Genomic DNA, 24,277 nt, shown 5'->3' with positions numbered 1-24,277 from the left:
TGGGCCTTGGTTGAAAACGCAGAATGGCGCGTGGTTCGGCACTGGACCGACGAAGGCGACACCTACCAGTTCGACTACGACTTGCAGGCCGGTATCACGCGGATTACCGACGGCTTGCAACGCGTCAGTACCCGACACTGGAACTCCCAGCACCAAATCGTTCGGTACAGCGACAACCTCGGGCAAATCTGGCGGTTCGAGTGGAACGACGAGCGCCAATTGCTCAGCGCCACCGACCCGCTGGGTGGGCGCTATGCATACAGCTACAACGAAACCGGCAACTTGATTGGCGAGACCGACCCGCTGGGCCGCAGCGACTCGACCCTGTGGCTTGAGCACTGGGCGTTGCCGCTGGTGGAGACCGATGCCGCCGACAATAGCTGGGCGTATCGCTACGACCCGCGCGGCAACTGCATCGCCGAGACCGACCCGCTGGGCCATGTCACCCGTTACCGCTATGACGATCACGGCCAGCCCGTGGAAATCATCGACGCTACCGGCAAAAGCAAGAAGCTGCGCTGGAGCCCGTTCGGGCAGTTGGTCGAACACGTGGATTGCTCGGGCTATTCAACGCGCTTTGGCTACGACGAACGCGGCAATTTGCAGGTCATTACCGACGCTCTTGGCGAGCGCACCCTGTTCAGCTATGACGCCCAGGGACGCCTGCTCAGCAGCCAATTGCCGGACGGACGCACCGAGCAGTACCAGCGCAACACCAGCGGCCAACTGGTGGGTTACACCGACCCGGCCGGGCATACCACGCTGTACCAGCATAACCGTCGCGGCCAGGTGCGCCAGCGCACCGACGCTCATGGTCGGCAGGTGCAGTTCGGCTATGACAGCTATGGGCGCCTGCAAGCGCTGATCAACGAAAACGGCGAGCGTTATCGGTTTGCGTGGGATGCCGGGGATCGGTTGACCGAGCAGCAAGACCTGGATGGCAGCGCCAAGCGCTACCGCTACGATCCGCTGGACAATGTGATTGCGGTGACCGCTGTTCCGGCCCCGTATGGCAGTGGTTTGGCCGTCGTTCCCGAGATACCGCCCACGCCCATCGTCCATCGGCTGGAGCGCGACGCCGTTGGCCGGCTGATCGCCAAGACCACCGACGATGGCCGCACCGATTACAGCTACGACGCCGTGGACCAGCTTACGGCGGTGACGTTCACCGACTTGCAAGGCAATGCACAGGCGTTGGGCTTCGCCTACGACGCCCTTGGCCAATTGCTAGCCGAACAGAGTGCCGCCGGCAATCTGCACCATCACTACGATGAACTCGGCAACCTGATCCAGACCCAACTGCCCGACGGCCGTTGGCTCAACCGCCTGTACTACGGCAGCGGCCACCTGCATCAGATCAACCTCGACGGACAGGTGATCAGCGACTTCGAGCGCGACCGACTGCACCGCGAAGTCCTGCGCACCCAGGGTCAGCTCAGCACCCGCAGCGAATACGACCGCAGCGGCCGCCTGCGCGCACGCCAACGTCGTCTGGCGGGCCAACCGTCGCTGCTACCGGCAGCCGCGCAAAAACAATTCGAGTATGGCCCGGCCGACAACCTGATTGGCAAACTCGACCAGCACGCCGCCACGCAACACCGCCAACTGCTGCACTACGACTCCACCGGCCGCATCATCGCCAGCCAGGACAGCCTGCACGGCCAGCGCGAAACCTTCGCCTACGACGCCGCCGCCAACTTGCTCGACGGCCCGCAGGCTGGTGCCGGGTTGGTGGTGCATAACAAGCTGCTGACGTATCAGGACAAGCGGTATCGCTATGACGCGTTTGGCCGCACCATTGAAAAACGCAGCGCAGCGCGGGGCCTGCAGCGTTTTGCCTATGACGCCGAAAGCCGGCTGATTGAAGTACGCAATGAAAACGGCAGCGTGGTCAGGATGACCTACGACCCGCTGGGTCGCCGGATCGAGAAAACCGAGCATGGTGTTGATGGCTATCCGCTGGGGGAAACCCGGTTTACCTGGGATGGTTTGCGCTTGTTGCAGGAACACAGGCACAGCCAGACCAGTCTTTATGTTTACGAAGATGACGGCTACGAACCCTTGGCACGGGTCGATGGCACCGGGCCGCTGCAGAAGATTCGTTACTACCACAACGACCTGAACGGCCTGCCGGAACAGCTGACCGAAGCGGATGGCCACAGCGTCTGGCAAGCGACGTATCGGGTGTGGGGCAATACGTTGGAGGAGGTGCGCGAGCCGTACTACATCGAAGAGCAGAACCTGCGGTTCCAGGGGCAGTACCTGGACCGGGAGACAGGGCTGCATTTCAATACGTTCAGGTTTTATGATCCGGATGTGGGGCGGTTTACGACGCCGGATCCGATTGGGTTAGCGGGAGGCATCAATAATTACCTCTATGCCGATAACCCATTTGGCTGGATCGATCCTTTAGGGCTGACGTGTGGAGGCAGTGGGAAGGTTCATGGCAACAGCCATGCAAGTAAAAATCCTAATCACGTCTATGTCATCGTTGATACAAAAACTGGGCGGATGATGAAGCCGGGAATCAGCGGGCGTCCGCTAAATAAAAATGGCACATCACCTCGGGCCAACCAACAGCTCAATGTGCTGAACCAACCCCAAGCTGGACGCTACAAGGCAGTGATTGTCGAGAAGAATAAGACACGACTCCAAGCTAAAGCTACGGAACAAAAAATCACAGACAAGCACGCGGCTAGAAACAACGGCAACATGCCTTCACCGATTCACAAAAACCCATTACCGCAGGTTGACACAAGAGATGGTTACCTTAAATTGTACGGCACGCCTGATAACCGTTAATTTTTCGAAGTGAACACTGCAATGAATTTAAAACTACTTACCCTACAAGAAAGTGATGCTTCCGTTCTCACTGAGGGTGTTCGGATACGTCAACTGAGCCACCATATTACTCAGATATTCATGGCCCTGCTGCCCAAAATCGAGATAAATGGAAGTAGTAAAATTGTTGTTTCGCTGGGCCCTCGCGGCGACGAAGATCTATTTGATAACGTCTTAGGCGTCACAAACATTTTTGTAGAACACTTCGACTTCAAAAAGCTTCTCACTCTGGATCGATTTAATCAGGATAAACAACTGCTGGAGGAGCTACGCCAAGCACTTGTTGCGATTGCAACGAAGAAAGAAAGCAACTCTAAGGTTGTAGACGTTATCAATTCGACTGCTGAAGCCGTATTGAAAACCCATTTCGAACTAGAAACTCCAATTAAAAAGCTTTCAAAGAGCAGTAAAAACAAAAAACATAAAATAAATGTTTATAGAATACTCAATGCCGCAGTCGGTGAAGGTTGGTATTGTGAAGAACAGAGCGAAATAACCAATAAAATCTGGATGCATGAGCTACCAGGTTTTATTGATCGAAGCGATCTATTCAAAAGCGCAGAAATCAATGAGACGAGTTATCAAATTAAGAATCGCATGGGCAAAGTGGTTTTTGAAGTCTCGTTTTGATAAAGCGGCGGGGGGGGAAGGACGGATTTATTTAGCATCGTCTAGCCAAGCAAATGCGAAATTTAAATAAATCCGTTCCCTTATCACACTGTTTACGACGCCGGATCCGATTGGGTTGCTGGGTGGAGTCAATCTCTATCAGTACACACCCAATCCATTCACGTGGTTGGATCCGCTTGGATTAAGTTGCTCAAGCGATGCAAAAAAACTTGCCGGCCGTCTGGGCGAGGCGCCAAGTAAGGACTATCGAGCGCATCATATTGTCATGTCCAACTCGAAAGACATACGGATGCGCTTCTTGAGAAGACGCATGGAGAGGCTTGGTATCGATATAAACCAAAAAGAAAATGGCATATGGCTGCCCGCCAATTCAAAACCTCGCCTAACTAATACCAAGGTAAATGCTCACGCGGGAGAAGGCGTACATGGAAATGCATATAAACAATGTGTGTGGGATACACTAAAGGCGCACAAATAAAGGCCGACTTCGAGCAAGGACTAAAGACGCTCAACCTAGAGCTCGGCGGCGGCAAAACTTTCCCACTGGCAAAATAGGAAAACCCATCATGAAGGATTTCTTGCTTTCGCTACTTAATGAACACAAGAAAAATATAGTGAACTTATATCGCACACAGAAAATGAACATGTGTCGAAACAGTGGGGTATGGGCATCATGCACTCATACAATCCCGCGCCTTACACCTGCGAGCTACAAGGATGCACCCCTGGCCGATTACTTAAAAATAGCGCAAAACCAGCTAATAACAAACAATGCTACTTTGTAGACAACCATCAAAAAATAATAGCCGAAATACAATACGCGAAGCATGTAAAGCCCAAAGAGCAATGGATTATCTATAGAAGATTTTTCATAAACACTCCAGACACCGTTATAGAATTAAATTTTGGCAGCGCTCTAGAAGAGAGCGTGGACGCCAACCTCGACTCAGTTGCCGTTAATACACTCGAAAGCGGACATACAACAGCGCACTATAGCTTGCTCAATACTGGAGAATACTCCGAATCCTTTTATAAATATGATGGCAAAAAAATAGCTTCAATTACTGAAAAGATATGGCGAGACACATTTACAACGAGAGATTACGAAATAACACATGTGAATGGCACACCCACCATCTACGAAGTCCTCCCGGACAACAGCAAAATATTGATATATCCAGAAGAATAATTTTTTCTGCGCCACCGACCCGCTGGGCGTACCTTTCTCTTGATTGGGAGTTGGTGGTTTGCCTGCGATGCCTGCCGAAGGATCTGCAAAGAAAAACATTTTGCCGTTACTACGCCAAAGACAAAATGTTCGGTCTGGATATTGCCATGGACGAGGAAGATTTCGTCCCACATAAAAAAGACAAGGCCGCTCAGCGCAAATTAATCGTGCGGCGTTTATTACCTTTTTTGTGGAGAGCATTAAAAAGTATGAGAAAAAGCTGCCGAATCTTCAGCCGGTTTCAGCAGAACTGATCGCGGATGTACAGCACTGGTGTGCCGAGAACGGGTGGACCGCCTCAAACCCCACGATTGTGCCAAAAGCACCTGAATATTGATTTCACAAAAAATGGGCACCCGACCCAGTCGGCGTGCCCATTCTTCTTACCGCCCCGCCTCCCTTCGAGACGGTACTGCGCGTTAAGCGTTAACGGTATCTTTCAGCGATTTACCCGGTTTGAACGCAACGGTATTGCTGGCCTTGATTTTCACAGGCTCACCGGTTTGCGGGTTTTTACCGGTGCGGGCGCCGCGGTGGCGTTGCAGGAAGGTGCCGAAGCCCACCAGGGTGACGCTGTCCTTGCGGTGCAGGGCGCCGGTGATTTCTTCGAGAACGGCGTTGAGGACGCGGTTGGCCTGCTCTTTGGTGAGATCCGCTTTTTCAGCGATGGCGGCTGCGAGTTCTGGTTTACGCATATGTGAAGCCTCTTTGACGGTTTTTTGTTGTTATGTCCGTGCCACTCTCTGACGGAGCGGCGCCCAAAGCGCCGCAGGCTCTACTCTGCGGCAGACGGGAGTGAGGATGGCATGCCCTCGCACGCTCCGCCAGTCTCGCGGCGAGCTTTCTGGGGTGAAAAACGGGCTTATTCCGACAGAACGACCGGTATTTACGCCAGCAACGGCGGAAGTTCCTTATTGAGCGCCAGTTTTTCCATCACGGCGGTGCCGGTCAGCGCATACCCCAGCAGGCGGCCACTGGCATCGCGGCACAGCGCCTTGATGTCGGCGCCCTGGCCTTCGACAGTCCATACGCCTTCGGTGCCGCGTGGGGGTGGCGAGACCACCAGCGGGCAGACCGGGGTTTTCACGGTGACGGGCATCGGGCCGTAGCTGACCGCCGTGGCGTTGCCGGCCAGGGTCTGGGCCAGCGCTCGGGCGCAGGTCATCAGCGGCATCACGTACAGCAGGTTCAAGCCATCGACCTCGGCGCAGTCGCCCAGGGCGTAGATGTTGGCGTGGGAGGTCTTGAGGTGGCGGTCCACCATGATGCCGCGGTTGGTCTGCAGGCCGGCGGCGGCGGCCAGGTCGGTGCGTGGGCGCAGGCCGATGGCCGAGACCACCAGGTCGCAGGGGATCACCGCACCGTCCGACAGGTGGGCTTCGAGGCCGTCCGCCGTGCGCTGCAGGCGGTTGAGCACCGGCCCCAGGTGGAAACGCGCGCCCAGGCTTTCAAGGCCGGCCTGTACCGCGGCGGCCGCCGCCGGGTGCAGCAGGGTCGGCATGACTTGCTCGCACGGGGCGACCAGGTCGATTTCATAACCGCCCAGGATCAAATCGTTGGCAAATTCACAGCCGATCAGGCCGGCGCCGAGCAGCAGCACGCGGCGCTTGCCGGCCGCGGCAGTACGAAAGCGTGCGTAGTCTTCAAGGTCGTTGATCGGGAAAATCAGCTCGGCCGCATCGCCCTCGACGGGCACCTGCACGGTCTGGGCGCCCCAGGCCAGGACCAGGTCGCGGTAAGCCACGGCTTCCTCGCCGATCCACAGGCGCTTGTGGCCTGGGTCAATGCCGCTGACACGCGTGTGGGTGCGCACTTCGGCCTTGAGCTGCTCGGCCATGGCGCCAGGCTCTGCCATGCTCAGGCCGTCGGCTTCCTTGTTCTTGCCAAAGCCGGTGGAGAGCATGGGCTTGGAGTAGGAACGCCCATCATCCGCGGTGATCAGCAGCAAGGGGGTTTCGCTGTCGAGCTTGCGAAATTCCCGGGCCACGTTGTAACCGGCCAATCCTGTGCCGATGATCACGACAGGTGCGTTCATTCCGTTCTCCTTGTAGTACGGTTCTTAAATGTTCAGATCAGGCGATTTCGATCATTTCGAAATCCATTTTGCCCACGCCGCAATCCGGGCACAGCCAGTCTTCAGGGACGTCTTGCCACAGGGTGCCCGGAGCGATTCCGTCATCCGGCCAGCCGTCTTTCTCGTCATAGATCAGGCCGCAGACTACACATTGCCACTTCTTCATTCTTGCTTCCTCAGGGTCCAGGCATCTTGGCCGACGGTCGATAGACCAGCGTTGCCGTACGGCTCAGGGCGTTTTGTACTGATCGGAGCCTGCAGATGCAAGCGCGATCGACGCAAGGTGCCGGCTCAGCCCGGCAAAAGTCCAAGGCGCCATGGTAAGCTCGCCGCCTCTTTCGCTGCCAATTACTGACTCTCCGTGCCGCACTCAATCGCCCTTCCCGATGCTTGCCAATGGCTGATCCAGAGCCGTTTGAGCCCCCTGCCCACGCCCTTGACCCTCGATTGGCTGTTCGATGAAGGCTCACTGACGCGCCGCTTGACGTGGCTGTCGAACGACGGCTTCAGCGTCGCCCCACTGTTCGAGGGCTGGCAACCGCTGCGGGACGATGAGTGTGCGGCCCTGGACCTGGCCCCGGCCACGGTCGGCTGGGTGCGCGAGGTGTATTTGCGCGGGCATGACCAGCCGTGGGTATTTGCCCGCAGCGTGGCATCACGCAGTGCGCTGCAGGGCGACGGTTTGCACATGGACGAACTGGGCAGCCGCTCGCTGGGCGAGTTGTTGTTCTGCGACCAGGCGTTTACCCGCCAGGCGATCGAAGTGTGCCGTTACCCTCGGCAATGGCTGCCGAACGCCGACCAGGCCGATGGGCTATGGGCCCGTCGCTCGCGCTTCGACCGTGGCGCGCTGAGCGTGCTGGTGGCGGAAGTCTTCTTGCCGGGTTTCTGGCAGGCGCTGCATGACCATCCGGAGAACTGCTGATGTATCAACGTGCGCTCAAATCCTTGAACCGCTTGAACCCAAGGGCCTGGGACTTCATTCAGTTGACCCGCATGGACAAGCCCATCGGCATCTACCTGCTGTTGTGGCCGACCCTGTGGGCATTGTGGATCGCCGGCAAGGGTTCGCCGTCGCTCGCCAATATCGTGATTTTCGTACTGGGCGTGGTACTCACCCGAGCGGGCGGCTGCGTGATCAATGACTGGGCCGACCGCAAGGTGGACGGCCATGTAAAGCGCACGGCACAACGTCCGCTGGCCAGCGGCAAGATCAGTTCAAAAGAGGCGCTGGTGTTCTTTGCGCTGCTGATGGGCGTCAGTTTCCTGCTGGTGCTGCTGACCAACGCCACCACCATCCTGCTGTCCCTCGGCGGCCTGGCGCTGGCGGCGAGCTACCCGTTCATGAAGCGCTACACCTATTACCCGCAGGTGGTGCTGGGCGCGGCGTTTTCCTGGGGCATGCCGATGGCATTTACCGCCGAAACAGGCGATTTGCCCGCCACTGCATGGCTGCTGTACATCGCCAACCTGCTGTGGACGGTGGGTTATGACACTTATTACGCAATGACCGACCGAGACGATGACTTGAAGATCGGCGTCAAGTCCACTGCCATTCTGTTCGGCGATGCTGACCGGGTGATCATCCTTACCCTGCAGGGCCTGGCGTTGGTCTGCCTGTTGCTGGCAGGAGTGCGGTTTGAGCTGGGCGGCTGGTTCCACCTCGGGCTGCTGGCGGCGGCGGGCTGTTTTGCCTGGGAATTCTGGTACACCCGCGACCGGGACCGGATGAAGTGCTTCAGGGCGTTTTTGCACAACCATTGGGCGGGGTTGGCGATTTTTGTGGGGATTGTGGCCGACTACGGGTTTCGCTGAGGTTTTTGTGGTGGCTGTACCGGCGCCATCGGGGGCAAGCCCCCCTCCCACAGGGGAACGCATTTCAAATGTGGGAGGGGGCTTGCCCCCGATGGATTCAGCGGCGCCGCAGGCTTATGGCTTGATGATGTGCCAAACCCCACCCTTGCCGTCACCGGTCTTGTCACCGGCCTTCTTGTCATCCTTGTAGGTGTACACAGGCTTGCCTTTGTAGGCCCATTGGCTGGTCTGGTCGTCGCGGGTGATGACGGTCCAACCGCCGGTCTTCGTATCGGTGGACTCAGCCTTCAGCGGCGGCCAGTTGGTCGCGCACTGGTCCTTGCACACTGACTTGCCCTCGGCATCCTTGTCGAAGGTGTAAAGGGTCATGCCTTTATGATCCACCAGCATCCCATCGTGAGTCATCGCCGGCTCTGCGGCAAAAGCCAGGCCTGGCAGTGTCATCACCGCCGATAGCAGCAGGGCTTTCCAGGAAACAGTGCTGTAAGTCATCGGAATCTTCCTTTTGTGGTTGTCAGGATTCGGACCCAAAGGGTAGTCCAGAGTGCCGTGAATTGCCCGGACGACTAAATTACTGTCACACGACTGCAATAATTCCGTTATCTAATGCGGCGCAAGACAGTTAAATGACAAGAGGATTTTTGAGCATGGTTGGCAGGAGCATTCTGATTGTTGACGACGAAGCGCCCATCCGCGAGATGATCGCCGTTGCGTTGGAAATGGCCGGCTACGACTGCCTGGAGGCGGAAAACTCCCAGCAGGCCCATGCCATTATCGTCGACCGCAAGCCGGACCTGATCCTGCTGGACTGGATGCTGCCCGGCACCTCCGGCATCGAACTGGCGCGCCGTCTCAAGCGCGACGAGCTGACCGGGGATATCCCGATCATCATGCTTACCGCCAAGGGCGAAGAGGACAACAAGATCCAGGGCCTGGAAGTGGGCGCCGACGATTACATCACCAAGCCCTTCTCCCCACGCGAGCTGGTTGCGCGTCTCAAAGCCGTGCTGCGCCGCGCCGGCCCGACGGATGGCGAAGCGCCAATCGAAGTCGGTGGGCTGCTGCTGGACCCGATCAGCCACCGCGTGACCATCGACGGCAAGCCGGCCGAAATGGGCCCCACCGAATACCGCCTGCTGCAGTTCTTCATGACCCACCAGGAGCGCGCCTACACCCGTGGCCAGTTGCTCGATCAGGTCTGGGGCGGCAACGTCTACGTCGAAGAGCGCACCGTGGACGTGCATATCCGCCGTCTGCGCAAAGCCTTGGGCGATGCCTATGAGAATCTGGTACAAACCGTGCGCGGCACTGGCTATAGGTTTTCAACCAAAGGTTGAAACCTAGCTGCAAGTGATCAGCAACAAGCGGCAAGAAAAAGCCGCCTCGCTCTGACTTGAAGCTTGCAGCTTGAAACTTAAAGCTGCTCCGAAGGACGCCCCATGAACCAAAACTGGCATGGCACCCTGATCCGCCACATGCTTCTGCTGATCACCGGCTGCCTGTTGGTCGGGCTGATCAGCGGCTACTACGGCTGGAGCCTGGCCATCGGCGTCGGCCTGTACCTGGGCTGGACCCTCAAGCAATTGCTGCGCCTGCATGAATGGCTGCGCCAGCACAAACCCGACGAAGCGCCACCCGACGGCTACGGCCTGTGGGGCGAGGTGTTCGACAGCATCTACCACCTGCAACGCCGCGACCAACGGGTACGCGGGCGCCTGCAAGCGGTGATCGACCGGGTGCAGGAGTCCACCGCCGCGCTCAAGGACGCGGTGATCATGCTCGACAGCGACGGTAACCTGGAATGGTGGAACCGCGCGGCCGAAACCCTGCTGGGCCTCAAGACGCCCCAGGACAGCGGGCAGCCGGTGACCAACCTGGTGCGCCACCCGCGCTTCAAGGAGTACTTCGAGCAGGACAACTACGAAGAAGCCCTGGAAATCCCCTCGCCGACCAACGACCGCGTGCGTATCCAGCTGTACCTGACGCGCTACGGCAACAACGAGCACCTGATGCTGGTGCGCGACGTGACCCGCATCCACCAGTTGGAACAGATGCGCAAAGACTTCGTCGCCAACGTCTCCCACGAACTGCGCACGCCGTTGACGGTGATCTGCGGGTATCTGGAGACGCTGCTGGACAATGTCGACGAGATCAACCCGCGCTGGAGCCGCGCCCTGCAGCAGATGCAGCAACAAGGTTCGCGCATGCAGACCCTGCTCAACGACCTGCTGTTGCTGGCCAAGCTCGAGGCCACCGATTATCCCTCGGACAACCACCCGGTGGCCGTGCAAAGCCTGCTGCAGACCATCAAGAATGACGCCCAGGCCCTCTCCGGCGAGCGCGGACAGCAGATCAGCCTGGAAGCCGACGCTTCAGTGATGCTCAAGGGCAGTGAGGGCGAACTGCGCAGTGCGTTCTCCAACCTGGTGTTCAACGCCGTGAAGTACACCCAGGACAAGGGCACTATCCGCATCCGCTGGTGGGCCGACGCGCAGGGCGCGCACCTGAGCGTGCAGGACTCCGGCATCGGCATCGACGCCAAGCACCTGCCGCGTCTGACCGAACGCTTCTACCGCGTCGATTCCAGCCGCAACTCCAACACCGGAGGCACCGGGCTGGGCCTGGCGATCGTCAAGCATGTGCTGCTGCGCCACCGCGCACGCCTGGAAATCAGCAGTGTGCTGGGGCATGGCAGTACATTTACCTGCCATTTTCCGACGACGCAGGTAACGCGTTCGCGCCTCGTCGGGAATGACGAATAATCCAAACACAACACAGCTGGACATGTGGGAGGGGCGGATTCCACACCCCACCCGGCAGCAACCACTAGGCAAGCGCCCCGTCAGCGGCTACATTGGCCGACTTGCGCCTGCCTTTCAGGCCCTTCTGTCATCCCTTATTGAACACACGGAACCCGCAAAACCCCATCATGGACCCTTCCCCTGGCATTACCCTCGCGACCCTCTTCGCCGACTTCGGCATGATTCTTTTTGCTCTGATCCTGGTACTGCTCAACGGTTTCTTCGTTGCGGCGGAATTTGCCATGGTCAAATTGCGCTCGACCCGGGTCGAAGCCATCGCCCACACCAACGGCTGGCGCGGGCAGATCCTGCGCACTGTACACAGCCAGCTCGACGCTTATCTGTCGGCCTGCCAGTTGGGTATCACCCTCGCCTCCCTGGGGCTGGGCTGGGTCGGTGAGCCGGCCTTTGCGCATATCCTTGAGCCGCTGTTGGGCGCCGTGGGCGTCGAATCGCCGGAAGTGATCAAAGGCGTGTCGTTCTTTGCCGCGTTCTTCGTGATTTCCTACCTGCACATCGTGGTCGGTGAACTGGCGCCCAAGTCCTGGGCCATCCGCAAGCCCGAGCTGCTGTCGCTGTGGACGGCGGTGCCGCTGTACCTGTTCTACTGGGCCATGTACCCGGCGATCTACCTGCTCAACGCCAGCGCCAACGCTATTTTGCGTATCGCGGGCCAAGGCGAGCCTGGCCCGCATCACGAACACCATTACAGCCGCGAAGAACTCAAGCTGATCCTGCACTCCAGCCGTGGCCAGGACCCGAGCGACCAAGGCATGCGTGTGCTGGCCTCGGCCGTGGAAATGGGCGAGCTGGAAGTCGTTGACTGGGCCAATTCCCGGGAAGACCTCGTCACCCTGGACTTCAACGCCCCGCTCAAAGAGATCCTGGCGCTGTTCCGTCGCCACAAGTTCAGCCGCTACCCGGTGTATGACGCGGTGCGCAACGAGTTCGTCGGCTTGCTGCACATCAAGGACCTGCTGCTGGAACTGGCGGCCCTGGATCACATCCCCGAGTCGTTCAACCTGGCCGAACTGACCCGTCCGCTGGAACGCGTTTCCCGGCACATGCCGTTGTCGCAGTTGCTGGAGCAGTTCCGCAAAGGCGGCGCACACTTTGCCCTGGTGGAAGAAGCCGACGGCAAAATCATCGGCTACCTCACCATGGAAGACGTGCTGGAAGTGCTGGTGGGCGATATTCAGGACGAACACCGCAAGGTCGAGCGCGGCATCCTGGCCTACCAGCCGGGCAAGCTGCTGGTGCGCGGCGATACACCGCTGTTCAAGGTCGAACGCCTGCTGGGCGTCGACCTGGACCACATCGAGGCCGAAACCCTGGCCGGCCTGATTTACGACACGCTCAAGCGCGTGCCGGAAGAGGAAGAAGTGCTGGAGGTTGAAGGCCTGCGCATCATCATCAAGAAGATGAAAGGGCCGAAGATCGTGCTGGCCAAGGTGTTACTGCTGGACTGACCTCCGGAACGCAAACCAAATGTGGGAGCTAGCCCCCACATTGGTTAGGCGTTGCTCTGCAGATCACGCACCCGGCACAAAATGCTTCTGCGCCGTGCCCCGTGCGATCAGGCGGGAAATGTAGTCGAGTTTCTGCGCGTCCTGGTCGATAAACCGGAAGGTCAGCTGCAGCCAGTCGCTGTCGGGCTTGGGCTCGAAGGCGACGATGGCGTGCAGGTAGCCGTTGAGGCGGGCCACTTCGGCGTTCTCGCCTTGCTCCAGGTCAAGCACGGCGCTTTCCAGTACCTGAGGCAGGACGTCACCTCGACGCACCACCAGCAGCGCTTCCTTGATGCTCAGCGCCTTGATCACGCATTGCTGGGTGCCGCTGGACAGGCGCAATTGGCCCTGGCCACGGCCGGCGGACGGCGCAGCGGCGGAGGGCGCTTGAACCGGCGGGCTGTTGAGCAGGCCTCTGCTTGGCGCAGGTGCGGCGGCGCAACGGGCGCTGCGCGCGCGGCCTCAGGCTTGCCGCCCGTCAGCGCGCTCAGAGAGTCGTTGCCGAACGCCGAGTTCATCTTGGTCGGTGCGCTGGCAACCAGGGCGTCGAGGCGACCGACCTTGTGCAGGGCCTGCTTGACCTTGTTCAGCAGTTGCTCGTTGGTGAACGGCTTGCTGACGTAGCCGGAAACCCCAGCCTGGATGGCCTGGACTACGTTCTCTTTGTCGCCACGGCTGGTCACCATCACGAATGGCATGGCCTTGAGGTGCGGTTGCTCACGACACCAGGTCAACAGCTCCAGGCCGGACATCTCCGGCATTTCCCAGTCGCACAGCACCAGGTCGAAGGACTCGCGCATCAGGATGGTCTGGGCCTTCTTGCCATTCACCGCATCTTCAAGCTTGATCCCGGGGAAGTAGTTGCGCAGGCACTTCTTCACCAGGTCGCGGATAAACGAGGCGTCATCCACCACCAATACACTGACTTTACTCATCGACCCTTCATCCTATAAAAACTTCGGCACGCAAAACGCCTGACTGATGGCATTTTGCCAAAACTCTGCAGTCACGTTCGGACTTTCTTTTACCCGATTCGTAAAAATTCAGGTGCCACAAACGAAAACGCCCGACCAAAGGCCGGGCGTTAATTTCTCGGGCAACTTACTTATCGTCAGGTTCGCCCGGAACATTAGGGCTTTGATCAGCTGAACCTTCAACTTCAGCCTTCATGCGCTTGAGGCCCATGTGCCGTACGTCGGTACCGCGAACCAAGTAGATGACCAGTTCCGAGATATTGCGCGCGTGGTCGCCGATCCGCTCCAGGGAGCGCAGCACCCAGATAATGCTCAAGACCCTTGAGATAGAGCGCGGGTCTTCCATCATGTAGGTGGCCAGCTCACGCAGGGCGGTTTTGTATTCGCGGTCGATGACTTTGTCGTACTGCGCGACCGACAACGCCAGGTCCGCGTCGAAACGCGCAAACGCGTCAAGGGCATCGCGCACCATGTTGCGCACTTGGTCGCCGATATGACGCACCTCCACATAACCGCGCGGCGCTTCGCCTTCTTCGCAGAGCTGGATGGCGCGGCGGGCGATCTTGGTGGCTTCGTCGCCGATGCGCTCCAGGTCGATCACCGACTTGGAGATGCTGATGATCAAACGCAGGTCCGAGGCCGCCGGCTGGCGACGGGCGAGAATGCGCAGGCATTCTTCGTCAATGTTGCGTTCCATCTGGTTGATCTGGTCGTCGATTTCACGCACTTGCTGGGCCAGGCCCGAATCGGCCTCGATCAGCGCGGTGACCGCATCGTTGACTTGCTTCTCCACCAGGCCGCCCATCGCCAGGAGGTGGCTGCGCACCTCCTCGAGCTCGGCGTTGAACTGCGCGGAGATGTGATGGGTAAGGCCTTCTTTGCTAATCATGTTGGCGTCCTTGGAGCGTCCGGTAAGGTGCGGAGAACCGCAGCGTCAGTGCAATCAGAACCACAGCTTCCTAGCCGTAGCGACCGGTGATGTAGTCTTCGGTCTGCTTCTTCGCCGGATTGGTGAACAGGGTATCGGTATCGCCGAACTCCACCAACTTGCCCATGTACATGAACGCGGTGTAGTCGGACACCCGCGCCGCCTGTTGCATGTTGTGAGTCACGATGACGATGGTGAACTTGGATTTCAGCTCGTAGATCAGTTCTTCGACTTTCAGCGTCGAAATCGGGTCGAGTGCCGAGCATGGTTCGTCGAGCAGCAGCACTTCCGGCTCCACGGCGATGGTACGGGCGATCACCAGACGTTGTTGCTGGCCGCCAGACAAGCCGAGTGCGGATTCGTGCAGGCGGTCCTTGACCTCGTCCCACAGCGCCGCGCCCTTCAAGGCCCACTCGACGGCTTCATCGAGGATGCGCTTCTTGTTGATGCCCTGGATGCGCAGGCCGTAGACGACGTTTTCGTAGATGGTCTTGGGAAACGGGTTGGGCTTTTGGAACACCATGCCCACCCGACGACGCAGCTCGGCCACGTCCTCGCCCTTGCGGTAGATGTTGGTGCCATAGAGGTTGATGGCGCCTTCCACACGGCAACCGTCCACCAGGTCGTTCATGCGGTTGAACGTGCGCAGCAGCGTGGATTTACCGCAGCCCGACGGGCCGATAAAGGCGGTCACGCGCTGCTTGGGGATGTTCATGCTGACGTCGAACAGCGCCTGCTTTTCACCGTAGTACAGACTTAGGCCCGGTACTTCGATGGCCACAGTTTCCTGGGCCAGGCTCAGGCTCTGCTTGTCGCGACCCAGGGCAGACATGTTGATGCCGTGGGAATGGGTGTCTTGTTGCATGGGATGCTCCCTGTGCTACCAATTCATTTCATTGAACCGCCGGGGGCGGCTTACTCAAATTCTGTGTAGGGCGCGGTCCAGTGTGGGAGGGGGCAAGCCCCCTCCCACATTGGATCGTGTCAGCTGTCCAGTGCCTTGTACTTCTCGCGCAGGTGGTTACGAATCCACACCGCCGACAGGTTGAGCGTGGCGATCACCAGCACCAGCAGCAACGCAGTGGCGTACACCAGCGGCCGTGCGGCTTCGACGTTGGGACTCTGGAAGCCAACGTCATAGATATGAAAGCCCAAATGCATGATCTTCTGGTCCAGGTGCAGGTACGGGTAGTTGCCGTCCAGCGGCAGCGACGGCGCCAGTTTCACCACGCCTACCAGCATCAGCGGCGCGACTTCGCCGGCGGCACGGGCCACGGCGAGGATCATGCCGGTCATCATCGCCGGGCTGGCCATCGGCAGCACGATCTTCCACAACGTTTCCGCCTTGGTCGCGCCCAGCGCCAGCGAACCTTCGCGCACGGTGCGAGGAATCCGCGCCAGGCCTTCTTCGGTGGCCACGATCACCACCGGCACGGCCAGCAGCGCCAGGGTCAGCGAGGCCCAGAGCAGGCCCGGGGTACCGAAGGTCGGGGCCGGCAGGGCCTCGGCGAAGAACAGACGGTCAACCGACCCCCCCAGTACATACACGAAGAAGCCCAGGCCGAACACGCCGTAGACGATGGCCGGTACACCGGCCAGGTTGTTCACGGCGATGCGGATGATGCGGGTCAGGGTGTTCTGCTTGGCGTACTCACGCAGGTACACCGCGGCCAGTACACCGAACGGGGTCACGATCATCGCCATGATCAGGGTCATCATCACGGTGCCGAAGATAGCCGGGAAGATCCCGCCTTCGGTGTTGGCTTCCCGCGGGTCATCGCTGAGGAATTCCCAGACCTTGCTGAAGTAGAAGCCGATCTTGGTCAGCGTGCCCATGGCGTTCGGCTGGTAGGCGTGCACCACTTTACCGATGCCGATTTCAATTTCCTTGCCGTTGCCGTCACGGGCCGTCAACGCGTCGCGGTTGAACTGGGCGTGCAGGTCGGCCAGGCGCGCTTCGATGTCCTGGTAACGGGCGTTCAGCTCAGCGCGGTCGGCGTCCATGTCGGCCTGGGCGGCGGCGTCGAGCTTGCCTTCCAGCTCCAGCTTGCGACCGTGCAGGCGGACACGCTCCAACCCGGCGTTGATCGCGCCGATATCGGTTTTTTCCAGGGTCTTGAGCTGGGCGGCCAATGCGTTGACGCGGTCGACGCGGGCTTGCAGCTCCGGCCATGCGGCTTCGCCTTCGGCGATGACCTTGCCGTCCTGCTTGACGTTGACCAAGGTGCCGTAGAAGTTACCCCACTCGCGCCGTTCGATGGTCATCAGGTTCGCGGGCCGGGTCTGATCCTTGAGCCATTCGCCGACGATCCAGGTGAAATCGTTGCCGTTCAGGTCGCGGTTGCCGACCTTGATCAGCTCGCGGGTCATGAATTCCGGGCCCTGGTCCGGCACCGGCAGGCCCGCGCTTTTCAAGCGCTCGCGCGGCACTTCTTCCTTCTGCACCACTTCGCCGATAACGACATGGTTTTCCTGGCCCGGCACGCTGTAGTTGGCCTGGATCAGGTCGGCCGGCCAGAAATGGCCCAAGCCACGCACCGCAATCACAGCCAGCAGGCCAATGGTCATGATGACCGCGATGGACACCGCGCCACCGCTGATCCAGACGCCGGGGGCGCCGCTCTTGAACCATCCATTCAGGGAGTTCTGTTTCACAGACTTCTACCTTTCTTAAAGCGACGAGTATTTCTTGCGCAGACGCTGACGGATCAGCTCGGCGAGGGTGTTCATGATGAAGGTGAACAGCAGCAACACCAGCGCCGAGAGGAACAGCACGCGGTAGTGACTGCCGCCCACCTCCGACTCGGGCATCTCCACCGCGACGTTGGCCGCCAGGGTGCGCAGGCCTTCGAACAGGTTCATCTCCATCACTGGCGTGTTGCCGGTGGCCATCAGCACAATCATGGTTTCGCCGACGGCGCGGCCCATGCCGATCATCAAGGCCGAGAAGATGCCGGGGCTGGCGGTCAGGATCACCACGCGGGTCATGGTCTGCCACGGCGTGGCGCCCAGGGCCAGGGAGCCCAGGGTCAGGCCGCGTGGCACGCTGAACACGGCGTCTTCGGCGATGGAGTAGATGTTCGGGATCACCGCAAAACCCATGGCCAGCCCCACCACCAGTGCGTTGCGCTGGTCGTAGGTAATCCCCAGGTCGTGGGAGATCCACATGCGCATGTCGCCGCCGAAGAACCAGGTCTCCAGGTACGGGCTCATGTACAGCGACAGCCAGCCCACGAACAGGATCACCGGGATCAGGATCGCGCTCTCCCAGCCATCCGGAACCCGCAGGCGAATCGACTCGGGCAGGCGACTGAAGACGAAACCGGCGACGAGGATACCTATCGGTAGCAGCATCAGCAGGCTGAAAATCCCCGGCAGATGCCCCTCTACATACGGCGCCAGGAACAGGCCGGCGAAGAAACCGAGGATTACCGTCGGCATCGCTTCCATCAATTCGATCACCGGCTTGACCTTGCGGCGCAGGCTCGGGGCCATGAAGTAAGCGGTGTAGATGGCCGCGGCAACCGCCAATGGCGCCGCCAGCAGCATGGCGTAGAACGCCGCCTTCAGCGTACCGAAGGTCAATGGTGCCAGGCTCATCTTGGGTTCGAAGTCGGTGTTGGCAGCGGTCGATTGCCAGACGTACTTAGGCTCGTCGTAGTTTTCGTACCAGACCTTGCTCCACAACGCGCTCCAGGACACTTCAGGGTGCGGGTTATCCAGCAGCAGCGGTTGCAGCTTGCCGTCGGCCTCCACGATCACGCGGTTGGCGCGAGGCGACAGACCGAACACGCCCTGGCCGTCGACCACCGTGTCCACCAGCAAAGTGCGGTGGGCGGTGCTGTGGAACACGCCGAATTTGCCGGAAGCGTCGAGGGCGGTGAAGCCTTTGCGACGCTCTTCGGCGGTGATTTCCACAATCGGCGCGGTGCCCATCTGGAAGGTGCGGATTTGCTTGAGGTGCTGCTCGCCATCCGGGTCGCGGGCCATGAACCACTGGGCCAGGCCACCTTTGGAGTTACCGACGATCAGCGAGATACCGCCCACCAGCTGGGTGCTGGCGGTGATTTCGGCGTTGCCGTCTTCCAATAGCTTGTATCGACCATTGAGGCTCTTGTCGCGCAGGCTGAACACATCGGCCAAGGCACGGCCGTTGATCACATACAGCCACTGCTGGCGCGGGTCGATGAAGATCGCCTTCACCGGCTCGGTCATCTGCGGCAGCTCGACACGTTTCTGCTCGCTGGTGACTTCGCCGGTCATCATGTTTTCTTCGCGGCTCAGGGTCAGCACATTCAGGTGCGAACCGGCGGAACCGGCCACCACCAGGGAGGTGTCGGTGGCATTGAGTGCTACGTGCTCCAGCGAGCGACCGGCCTCGTCCAGCACGATCGGCGTTTCACCGTAGGGGTATTCGATCGCGGGGGTGATGGTCTTCTTGCCGTCCGGGTAGGACACCTTGTAGGTGTGGCGGAACACCAGGGACTGGCCATTGGACAAACCGAGGATCACCAGCGGGCTGCCCGGCTGGTCTTCGCCGATGGATGCAACGCTGACACCGGCCGGAAGCGGCAGGTCGAAACGCTTGAGTTCTGCACCGGTATCGACTGCAAAAAACAGCGCCTGGCCCTTGTCGGAAACCCGCATGGCAACTTGGTTCTGCTCTTCGAGGGAGATCAGCAACGGCTTGCCGGCGTCCTGCATCCAGGCAGGCGTCAGCGCATCTTCCTTGGTCAGCGAGGCACCCTGGAACAGCGGCGCGACCACATAGGCGAGAAAGAAGAAGATCAGGGTGATAGCGCCAAGGACAGCGAGGCCGCCCACCAGCACGTACCAACGGGTCAGGCGGTCCTTGAGCGCGCGAATGCGGCGCTTGCGTTGCAGCTCAGGCGTATTGAAATCAATGCGCTTGGGAGGAGAAGTCGTCGTCATGGTGGAATTGGCCAGATCATTCATGCGCACACCCTAGCGATCCTGTATGACAGAAAGATGACAGTGCAGTGACGCAACGAATCCGCCGCGAAGCAAGGCTGGCAGCGGATTGTAAAATTCGGATGCGGAGCCGGTATTCCGGCCCCGCAGAGGCAATCAGTTGCCTTCTTTCAGACCCAGGTCAGCCAGGGCCTTGGCGGCGACTTTGGCTGGCAGTGGGATGTAGCCGTCTTTCACCACAACTTCCTGGCCCTGTTTGGACAGAACCAGTTTCACGAACTCGGCTTCCAGCGGCGCCAGAGGCTTGTTCGGGGCTTTGTTGACGTACACGTAGAGGAAGCGCGACAGCGGGTATTTGCCGTTCAGGGCGTTTTCTTCGCTGTCTTCGATGAAGTCAGTGCTGCCTTTCTTGGCCAGGGCCACGGTCTTCACGCTGGCGGTCTTGTAACCGATGCCCGAGTAACCGATGCCGTTGAGCGAAGAGCTGATCGACTGCACGACCGACGCCGAGCCGGGTTGTTCGTTCACGTTAGGCTTGTAGTCGCCTTTGCACAGGGCTTCTTCCTTGAAGTAGCCGTAGGTGCCGGATACCGAGTTACGACCGAACAGCTGGACCGGCTTGTTGGCCAGGTCACCGGTCACACCCAGGTCGCCCCAGGTTTTCACGTCAGCTTTGCCACCGCACAGGCGAGTCGAGGAGAAGATCGCGTCGACTTGTTCCATGGTCAGGTGTTGGATCGGGTTGTCCTTGTGCACGAACACCGCCAGGGCATCGACGGCGACCGGGATAGCGGTAGGCTTATAGCCGTACTTTTGCTCGAAGGCCGCCAATTCGGTGTCCTTCATCTTGCGGCTCATCGGGCCCAGGTTGGAGGTGCCTTCAGTCAGCGCAGGTGGCGCGGTGGCGGAGCCGGCAGCTTGAATCTGGATGTTGACGTTCGGGTATTCCTTTTTGTACCCCTCGGCCCACAGGGTCATCAGGTTAGCCAGGGTATCGGAACCGACGCTGGACAGGTTGCCCGACACACCAGTGGTCTTAACGTAAGCCGGGATTGCCGGGTCAACACCAGCGGCCACCGCGTTGGCGGTCGCAACGCCAGCAGCGACAAAAGTCATTGCCGCCATCAAACGTTTCAGTTTCATGCCTTGCTCCTAGCAGATAGGGATAATTGGATCGGGGCCAAGTATCGAGAGGCCGTGTGAACACTCTATGTCTGGAATATGACAATTAGATGAAAGGCCACTATCGCAAGCAAAGGTTTAAGAAGACTAAAAGTTGGATGAACACCGTCCCTGTGGCGAGGGAGCTTGCTCCCGCTGGGTCGCGAAGCGGCCCTGAAGAGGGGGACTGCTGCGCAGTCCTACGGGAGCAAGCTCCCTCGCCACAGTATTACCGCCCGCGCTTCCAGAGATACCCACCCACCACCATCCCCATCACGCACAGGACAGCCACGTAGTAAGCCGGGCCCATCGGGCTTTCCTTCATCAGCAGCGACACCGCCAACGGCGTCAGCCCGCCAAATACGGCGTAGGCCACGTTGTAGGAGAACGACAGACCACTGAAACGCACCACTGGAGGGAACGCCTTGACCATCACGTACGGCACTACGCCGATGGTGCCGACGAACAGGCCGGTCAGCGCGTACAGCGGGAACAGCCAGTCCGGGTGGGCCATCAGGCTGTGGTACAGCGTCCAGGACGTCGCCAGCAGCAACGCACAACCGGTGATCAGCACGCGGCCGGCGCCAAAGCGGTCGGCCAACGCGCCGGAGGCGATGCAACCCAGGCTCAGGGTGACGATGGCCAGGCTGTTGGCCTGCAGCGCAACGGTCGGGCTGAAGTGGTAGATGGTTTGCAACACAGTGGGGGTCATCAGGATGACCACTACCACGCCGGCCGAGAGCAGCCAGGTCAGCAGCATCGACAGCACGATGGCGCCACGGTGGTCGCGCAGCACGGCACGCAACGGCAGCTCGGCGGCCAGGGTCTTGCGTTGCTGCATCTCGGCGAAGATCGGCGTTTCATGCAGCCAACGGCGCAAGTACACCGACAGCAGGCCAAACACGCCGCCAAGCAGAAACGGGATACGCCAGGCGTAATCCGAGACCTGCTCCGGGCTGTAAATAGTGTTGATGGCGGTGGCCACCAGTGAACCCAGCAGGATCCCGGCGGTGAGGCCGCTGGTCAGGGTGCCGCAGGCATAGCCGATATGGCGCGGCGGTACGTGCTCGGAGACGAACACCCAGGCGCCCGGCACTTCGCCGCCGATTGCGGCGCCCTGGATGATGCGCATCAACAGCAACAGGACCGGCGCCCACAAGCCGATCTGCGCGTAGGTCGGCAGCAGGCCCATGATCAGGGTTGGCACGGCCATCATGAAGATGCTCAGGGTGAACATTTTCTTGCGGCCCAGCAGATCACCGAAGTGCGCCATGATGATGCCGCCCAGCGGGCGCGCCAGGTAGCCGGCGGCGAAGATGCCGAAGGTCTGCATCATGCGCAGCCATTCGGGCATGTCGACGGGGAAAAACAGTTTTCCGACCACGGTGGCGAAAAACACGAAAATGATGAAATCGTAGAACTCCAGCGCCCCGCCCAAGGCAGACAGCGAGAGGGTTTTGTAGTCGTTGCGGGTCAGCGGGCGCGAGGGTTGCGCACTGCTTGCGGGCACGGAGGACATGGCAAGGCTTCTCTTATAGTCATTATCGATATCAAGGACGGCACGCCCGTGACTGGCGGCGGGTTTGGCAAGATAGCAAATCGCTTGTAAAAGCACAGCGCCAGGAGAACAGTTGCCCGCAAAAGCCCCGATACAGCGCCTATTTACCGACCAAATGAGCCTCGAGAGGTCGTCGTGATGCCAGGGTGTCGATATACTCGGCCCTTGCAGGCGCAAGAACCTCAGTCTTGAGGGGCTGCTGTGCCAAAACGCCGTTGGGTGCCACCCAGCCGATTTGGCAGAGTTTCCCTTTAGTACGCCTTACGAGAAACGCATTGAGCGGTGTATGTTGGTGCTGAAACGTTTTTCTACAAGACGGCTATCCACTTGAAATACCCATGAAGCGTCACGGGTCAGAGGCATCCCCGGCATGATCGAACTCGAACAAGAAGATCCTATCCCGCAAGGCGATCTCGCCCTGCAAATCACCGCGCTCCCGCGTGAAACCAACGGTTTCGGCGATATCTTCGGCGGCTGGCTGGTGGCGCAGATGGACCTGGCCGGTACAGCGATGGCCAGCAAGGTCGCGGGTGGCCGTGTGGCTACCGTCGCCATCGACCGCATGGCGTTCCTGGTGCCGGTGGCGGTGGGTGCGCAGTTGTCCTTCTATACCCAGGCCCTGGAAATCGGCCGCAGCTCGATCCAGATGATGGTCGAAGTGTGGAGCGACGACCCGTTGTCCAGCGAATGGCGCAAGGTCACCGAGGCGGTGTTTGTCTTCGTTGCCATCGATGGTAGCGGCCGCACACGCTCGGTGCCGTCACGCGCGCGTTAAACCTCACCGGGTTTTGACGGTCAATTGCCCCATTGCCTGCTATCAAGAGTGCTGTGTCATGTCTTTGCCCCACGTTGAAACCCTGAAAATCGACGAGCTGGACTGCTGGCTCATCCGCCACAACGGCGCCGAACTGAGGGTGGCCCAGCAGGGCGCGCACATCTTCAGTTACCAGCGTGACGGCGAGCAGCCGCTGATCTGGCCTAACCCGGCAGCCGTGTTCAAGCAGGGCAAAGGCATCCGCACCGGCGTCCCGGTGTGCTGGCCGTGGTTTGGCGTGTTCGACCGCAACCCGCCCAGCGTAAAGGCGATGCGCCAGAGCGATGAGCCGGCCGGCGCCCATGGTTTTGTGCGTACAGCGATCTGGGAATTGGCCGGGACCGCGCTTGAAGGCGAAGCATTGCGGGTGGACCTGGTGTTGCCGGTGCCTGCAGGCGGTTTCCCCGGTTGGCCCCATCAGGTCGACCTGACACTCAGCCTGCTGCTGGACGACCAGTTGCATATCCGCCTGACCAGCCATAACCGTGGCACAGACACCGTGACCCTCAGCCAGGCGCTGCACACCTACTTCGCCGTGAGCGATGTGCGAAATGTGCAGGTCGAAGGCCTGGATGGGACGACGTATATCGACACCGCCGATGGCTGGAGCGAGAAAACCCAGTCCGGGCTGCTGAGCTTTACCGCAGAGACTGACCGTATCTACCTGGGCACGCCCGCTGAGCTGAGTATTGTCGACAACGACTGGCAGCGCCGTATCCAGCTCTCCAGCGAAGGTTCGAAGTCGACCGTGATCTGGAACCCCTGGACCGAACGCGCCAAGGCGTTCGACGATATGGCCGACGATGGCTGGCAGGGCATGCTGTGCATCGAGACGGCGAATGTGCTGGATGATGTGGTAAGCCTGGCCCCAGGTGAAAGCCACACGCTGGGCGTGAGCATCACTGCGATCGTCCTGTAGATAAAGTTCTAAATGTGGGAGGGGGCTTGCCCCCGATAGCGGTGTGCCAGTTTAGGTATCCTTCACTGACCCACTGTAATCGGGGGCAAGCCCC

At 59.7% G+C, this 24,277-nt stretch carries 22 protein-coding genes and 1 pseudogene; 12 read left to right on the top strand and 11 right to left on the bottom strand.

All coding sequences use genetic code 11. The features are described 5' to 3' along the window. The 5 genes from JWR98_RS17680 to JWR98_RS17660 form a co-directional block, all read left to right on the top strand. A partial coding sequence (locus JWR98_RS17680) for an RHS repeat-associated core domain-containing protein (RefSeq protein ID WP_205490690.1) occupies positions 1-2,802 on the top strand: 2,802 nt, incomplete at its 5' end. Between the two features lie 21 nt (positions 2,803-2,823). After that, the gene (locus tag JWR98_RS17675; protein ID WP_078735255.1) at positions 2,824-3,471 is read left to right on the top strand and encodes a hypothetical protein; all 648 of its coding nucleotides are present in this window, start codon (positions 2,824-2,826) and stop codon (positions 3,469-3,471) included. Positions 3,472-3,586: 115 nt separating this feature from the next. After that, positions 3,587-3,949 carry an AHH domain-containing protein gene (locus tag JWR98_RS17670; RefSeq protein ID WP_425273197.1) on the top strand — a complete coding sequence of 121 codons (363 nt, stop codon included), beginning with the start codon at positions 3,587-3,589 and terminating at the stop codon, positions 3,947-3,949. 186 nt (positions 3,950-4,135) lie between these two features. After that, positions 4,136-4,660, top strand: a complete 525-nt coding sequence (locus JWR98_RS17665) for a hypothetical protein (RefSeq protein ID WP_205490687.1) — start codon at positions 4,136-4,138, stop codon at positions 4,658-4,660. 146 nt (positions 4,661-4,806) lie between these two features. Beyond that, positions 4,807-4,953, top strand: coding sequence for a hypothetical protein (locus JWR98_RS17660; protein WP_205490685.1), 147 nt, complete (start codon positions 4,807-4,809; stop codon positions 4,951-4,953). A gap of 165 nt (positions 4,954-5,118) precedes the next feature. On the opposite strand, the gene JWR98_RS17655 is transcribed toward JWR98_RS17660, so the two are convergent. The 3 genes from JWR98_RS17655 to JWR98_RS17645 form a co-directional block, all read right to left on the bottom strand. Beyond that, complete coding sequence (locus tag JWR98_RS17655; protein ID WP_003176958.1) at positions 5,119-5,394, bottom strand: HU family DNA-binding protein; 276 nt, start codon at positions 5,392-5,394, stop codon at positions 5,119-5,121. A gap of 191 nt (positions 5,395-5,585) precedes the next feature. Next, positions 5,586-6,734, bottom strand: coding sequence for an NAD(P)/FAD-dependent oxidoreductase (locus JWR98_RS17650; protein ID WP_078826601.1), 1,149 nt, complete (start codon positions 6,732-6,734; stop codon positions 5,586-5,588). Positions 6,735-6,771: 37 nt separating this feature from the next. Beyond that, the gene (locus tag JWR98_RS17645; protein ID WP_003176960.1) at positions 6,772-6,939 is read right to left on the bottom strand and encodes a rubredoxin; all 168 of its coding nucleotides are present in this window, start codon (positions 6,937-6,939) and stop codon (positions 6,772-6,774) included. 195 nt (positions 6,940-7,134) lie between these two features. On the opposite strand from JWR98_RS17645, the gene JWR98_RS17640 reads away from it, so the two are divergent. After that, positions 7,135-7,698 carry a chorismate lyase gene (locus JWR98_RS17640; protein ID WP_205490683.1) on the top strand — a complete coding sequence of 188 codons (564 nt, stop codon included), beginning with the start codon at positions 7,135-7,137 and terminating at the stop codon, positions 7,696-7,698. Then, positions 7,698-8,588, top strand: a complete 891-nt coding sequence (gene ubiA, locus JWR98_RS17635; protein WP_205490681.1) for a 4-hydroxybenzoate octaprenyltransferase — start codon at positions 7,698-7,700, stop codon at positions 8,586-8,588. Before JWR98_RS17640 ends, ubiA begins: the two co-directional genes overlap by 1 nt. A 114-nt stretch (positions 8,589-8,702) precedes the next feature. On the opposite strand, the gene JWR98_RS17630 is transcribed toward ubiA, so the two are convergent. Continuing rightward, positions 8,703-9,080, bottom strand: a complete 378-nt coding sequence (locus JWR98_RS17630) for a COG4315 family predicted lipoprotein (protein WP_078735260.1) — start codon at positions 9,078-9,080, stop codon at positions 8,703-8,705. A 155-nt stretch (positions 9,081-9,235) separates the two neighbouring features. On the opposite strand from JWR98_RS17630, the gene phoB reads away from it, so the two are divergent. The 3 genes from phoB (at position 9,236) to JWR98_RS17615 (ending at position 12,858) form a co-directional block, all read left to right on the top strand. Next, positions 9,236-9,925 carry a phosphate regulon transcriptional regulator PhoB gene (phoB, locus tag JWR98_RS17625; protein WP_003176964.1) on the top strand — a complete coding sequence of 230 codons (690 nt, stop codon included), beginning with the start codon at positions 9,236-9,238 and terminating at the stop codon, positions 9,923-9,925. Positions 9,926-10,027: 102 nt separating this feature from the next. Continuing rightward, on the top strand, positions 10,028-11,350 hold the full coding sequence (gene phoR, locus JWR98_RS17620; protein ID WP_078735261.1) for a phosphate regulon sensor histidine kinase PhoR: 1,323 nt from the start codon (positions 10,028-10,030) through the stop codon (positions 11,348-11,350). A gap of 167 nt (positions 11,351-11,517) precedes the next feature. After that, positions 11,518-12,858, top strand: a complete 1,341-nt coding sequence (locus JWR98_RS17615) for a hemolysin family protein (RefSeq protein ID WP_078735262.1) — start codon at positions 11,518-11,520, stop codon at positions 12,856-12,858. A 63-nt stretch (positions 12,859-12,921) separates the two neighbouring features. Here the strand turns inward: JWR98_RS17615 and JWR98_RS17610 are convergent. The 7 genes and pseudogenes from JWR98_RS17610 to JWR98_RS17580 all read right to left on the bottom strand — a co-directional run bounded on the left by JWR98_RS17610 (position 12,922) and on the right by JWR98_RS17580 (position 22,411). Then, positions 12,922-13,832: pseudogene (locus JWR98_RS17610) on the bottom strand (response regulator). Between the two features lie 166 nt (positions 13,833-13,998). After that, on the bottom strand, positions 13,999-14,760 hold the full coding sequence (gene phoU / locus JWR98_RS17605; protein ID WP_078735264.1) for a phosphate signaling complex protein PhoU: 762 nt from the start codon (positions 14,758-14,760) through the stop codon (positions 13,999-14,001). A gap of 70 nt (positions 14,761-14,830) precedes the next feature. Then, on the bottom strand, positions 14,831-15,664 hold the full coding sequence (pstB, locus tag JWR98_RS17600) for a phosphate ABC transporter ATP-binding protein PstB (RefSeq protein WP_049710890.1): 834 nt from the start codon (positions 15,662-15,664) through the stop codon (positions 14,831-14,833). A 119-nt stretch (positions 15,665-15,783) separates the two neighbouring features. Next, positions 15,784-17,454, bottom strand: a complete 1,671-nt coding sequence (gene pstA, locus JWR98_RS17595; protein ID WP_078735265.1) for a phosphate ABC transporter permease PstA — start codon at positions 17,452-17,454, stop codon at positions 15,784-15,786. A 15-nt stretch (positions 17,455-17,469) separates the two neighbouring features. Next, on the bottom strand, positions 17,470-19,503 hold the full coding sequence (locus tag JWR98_RS17590) for an ABC transporter permease subunit (RefSeq protein WP_179119981.1): 2,034 nt from the start codon (positions 19,501-19,503) through the stop codon (positions 17,470-17,472). Between the two features lie 384 nt (positions 19,504-19,887). Continuing rightward, complete coding sequence (locus JWR98_RS17585) at positions 19,888-20,874, bottom strand: phosphate ABC transporter substrate-binding protein PstS (protein ID WP_016978637.1); 987 nt, start codon at positions 20,872-20,874, stop codon at positions 19,888-19,890. 247 nt (positions 20,875-21,121) lie between these two features. Then, positions 21,122-22,411: an MFS transporter gene (locus JWR98_RS17580; protein WP_003176974.1), complete on the bottom strand. Its 1,290-nt coding sequence runs from the start codon at positions 22,409-22,411 to the stop codon at positions 21,122-21,124. 409 nt (positions 22,412-22,820) lie between these two features. Here JWR98_RS17580 and JWR98_RS17575 point away from each other — a divergent pair, with 409 nt between their 5' ends. Together JWR98_RS17575 and JWR98_RS17570 are read left to right on the top strand one after the other, a co-directional pair. Then, positions 22,821-23,225 (top strand): acyl-CoA thioesterase, encoded by a 405-nt coding sequence (locus tag JWR98_RS17575; protein WP_003176975.1) that lies wholly within the window; start codon positions 22,821-22,823, stop codon positions 23,223-23,225. 58 nt (positions 23,226-23,283) lie between these two features. After that, positions 23,284-24,183 (top strand): D-hexose-6-phosphate mutarotase, encoded by a 900-nt coding sequence (locus JWR98_RS17570; protein WP_205490678.1) that lies wholly within the window; start codon positions 23,284-23,286, stop codon positions 24,181-24,183. The last annotated feature ends 94 nt before the right edge of the window (positions 24,184-24,277 follow it).

Origin of the sequence: Pseudomonas lactucae (assembly GCF_016937615.1) — a bacterium.
Classification (GTDB): Bacteria; Pseudomonadota; Gammaproteobacteria; order Pseudomonadales; family Pseudomonadaceae; genus Aquipseudomonas; species Aquipseudomonas lactucae.
Note: the sequence above shows the minus strand (reverse complement) of the source record. Positions and strands in the feature narration are given on the sequence as shown.

Coding starts and splice junctions, on each gene's coding strand:
- JWR98_RS17675 (WP_078735255.1), top strand. CDS start 2,824: ATGAATTTAAAACTACTTACCCTACAAGAAAGTGATGCTTCCGTTCTC.
- JWR98_RS17665 (WP_205490687.1), top strand. CDS start 4,136: ATGGGCATCATGCACTCATACAATCCCGCGCCTTACACCTGCGAGCTA.
- JWR98_RS17660 (WP_205490685.1), top strand. CDS start 4,807: ATGGACGAGGAAGATTTCGTCCCACATAAAAAAGACAAGGCCGCTCAG.
- JWR98_RS17655 (WP_003176958.1), bottom strand. CDS start 5,394: ATGCGTAAACCAGAACTCGCAGCCGCCATCGCTGAAAAAGCGGATCTC.
- JWR98_RS17650 (WP_078826601.1), bottom strand. CDS start 6,734: ATGAACGCACCTGTCGTGATCATCGGCACAGGATTGGCCGGTTACAAC.
- JWR98_RS17645 (WP_003176960.1), bottom strand. CDS start 6,939: ATGAAGAAGTGGCAATGTGTAGTCTGCGGCCTGATCTATGACGAGAAA.
- ubiA (WP_205490681.1), top strand. CDS start 7,698: ATGTATCAACGTGCGCTCAAATCCTTGAACCGCTTGAACCCAAGGGCC.
- JWR98_RS17630 (WP_078735260.1), bottom strand. CDS start 9,080: ATGACTTACAGCACTGTTTCCTGGAAAGCCCTGCTGCTATCGGCGGTG.
- phoB (WP_003176964.1), top strand. CDS start 9,236: ATGGTTGGCAGGAGCATTCTGATTGTTGACGACGAAGCGCCCATCCGC.
- phoR (WP_078735261.1), top strand. CDS start 10,028: ATGAACCAAAACTGGCATGGCACCCTGATCCGCCACATGCTTCTGCTG.
- JWR98_RS17615 (WP_078735262.1), top strand. CDS start 11,518: ATGGACCCTTCCCCTGGCATTACCCTCGCGACCCTCTTCGCCGACTTC.
- phoU (WP_078735264.1), bottom strand. CDS start 14,760: ATGATTAGCAAAGAAGGCCTTACCCATCACATCTCCGCGCAGTTCAAC.
- pstB (WP_049710890.1), bottom strand. CDS start 15,664: ATGCAACAAGACACCCATTCCCACGGCATCAACATGTCTGCCCTGGGT.
- JWR98_RS17590 (WP_179119981.1), bottom strand. CDS start 19,503: ATGCAGGACGCCGGCAAGCCGTTGCTGATCTCCCTCGAAGAGCAGAAC.
- JWR98_RS17585 (WP_016978637.1), bottom strand. CDS start 20,874: ATGAAACTGAAACGTTTGATGGCGGCAATGACTTTTGTCGCTGCTGGC.
- JWR98_RS17580 (WP_003176974.1), bottom strand. CDS start 22,411: ATGTCCTCCGTGCCCGCAAGCAGTGCGCAACCCTCGCGCCCGCTGACC.
- JWR98_RS17575 (WP_003176975.1), top strand. CDS start 22,821: ATGATCGAACTCGAACAAGAAGATCCTATCCCGCAAGGCGATCTCGCC.
- JWR98_RS17570 (WP_205490678.1), top strand. CDS start 23,284: ATGTCTTTGCCCCACGTTGAAACCCTGAAAATCGACGAGCTGGACTGC.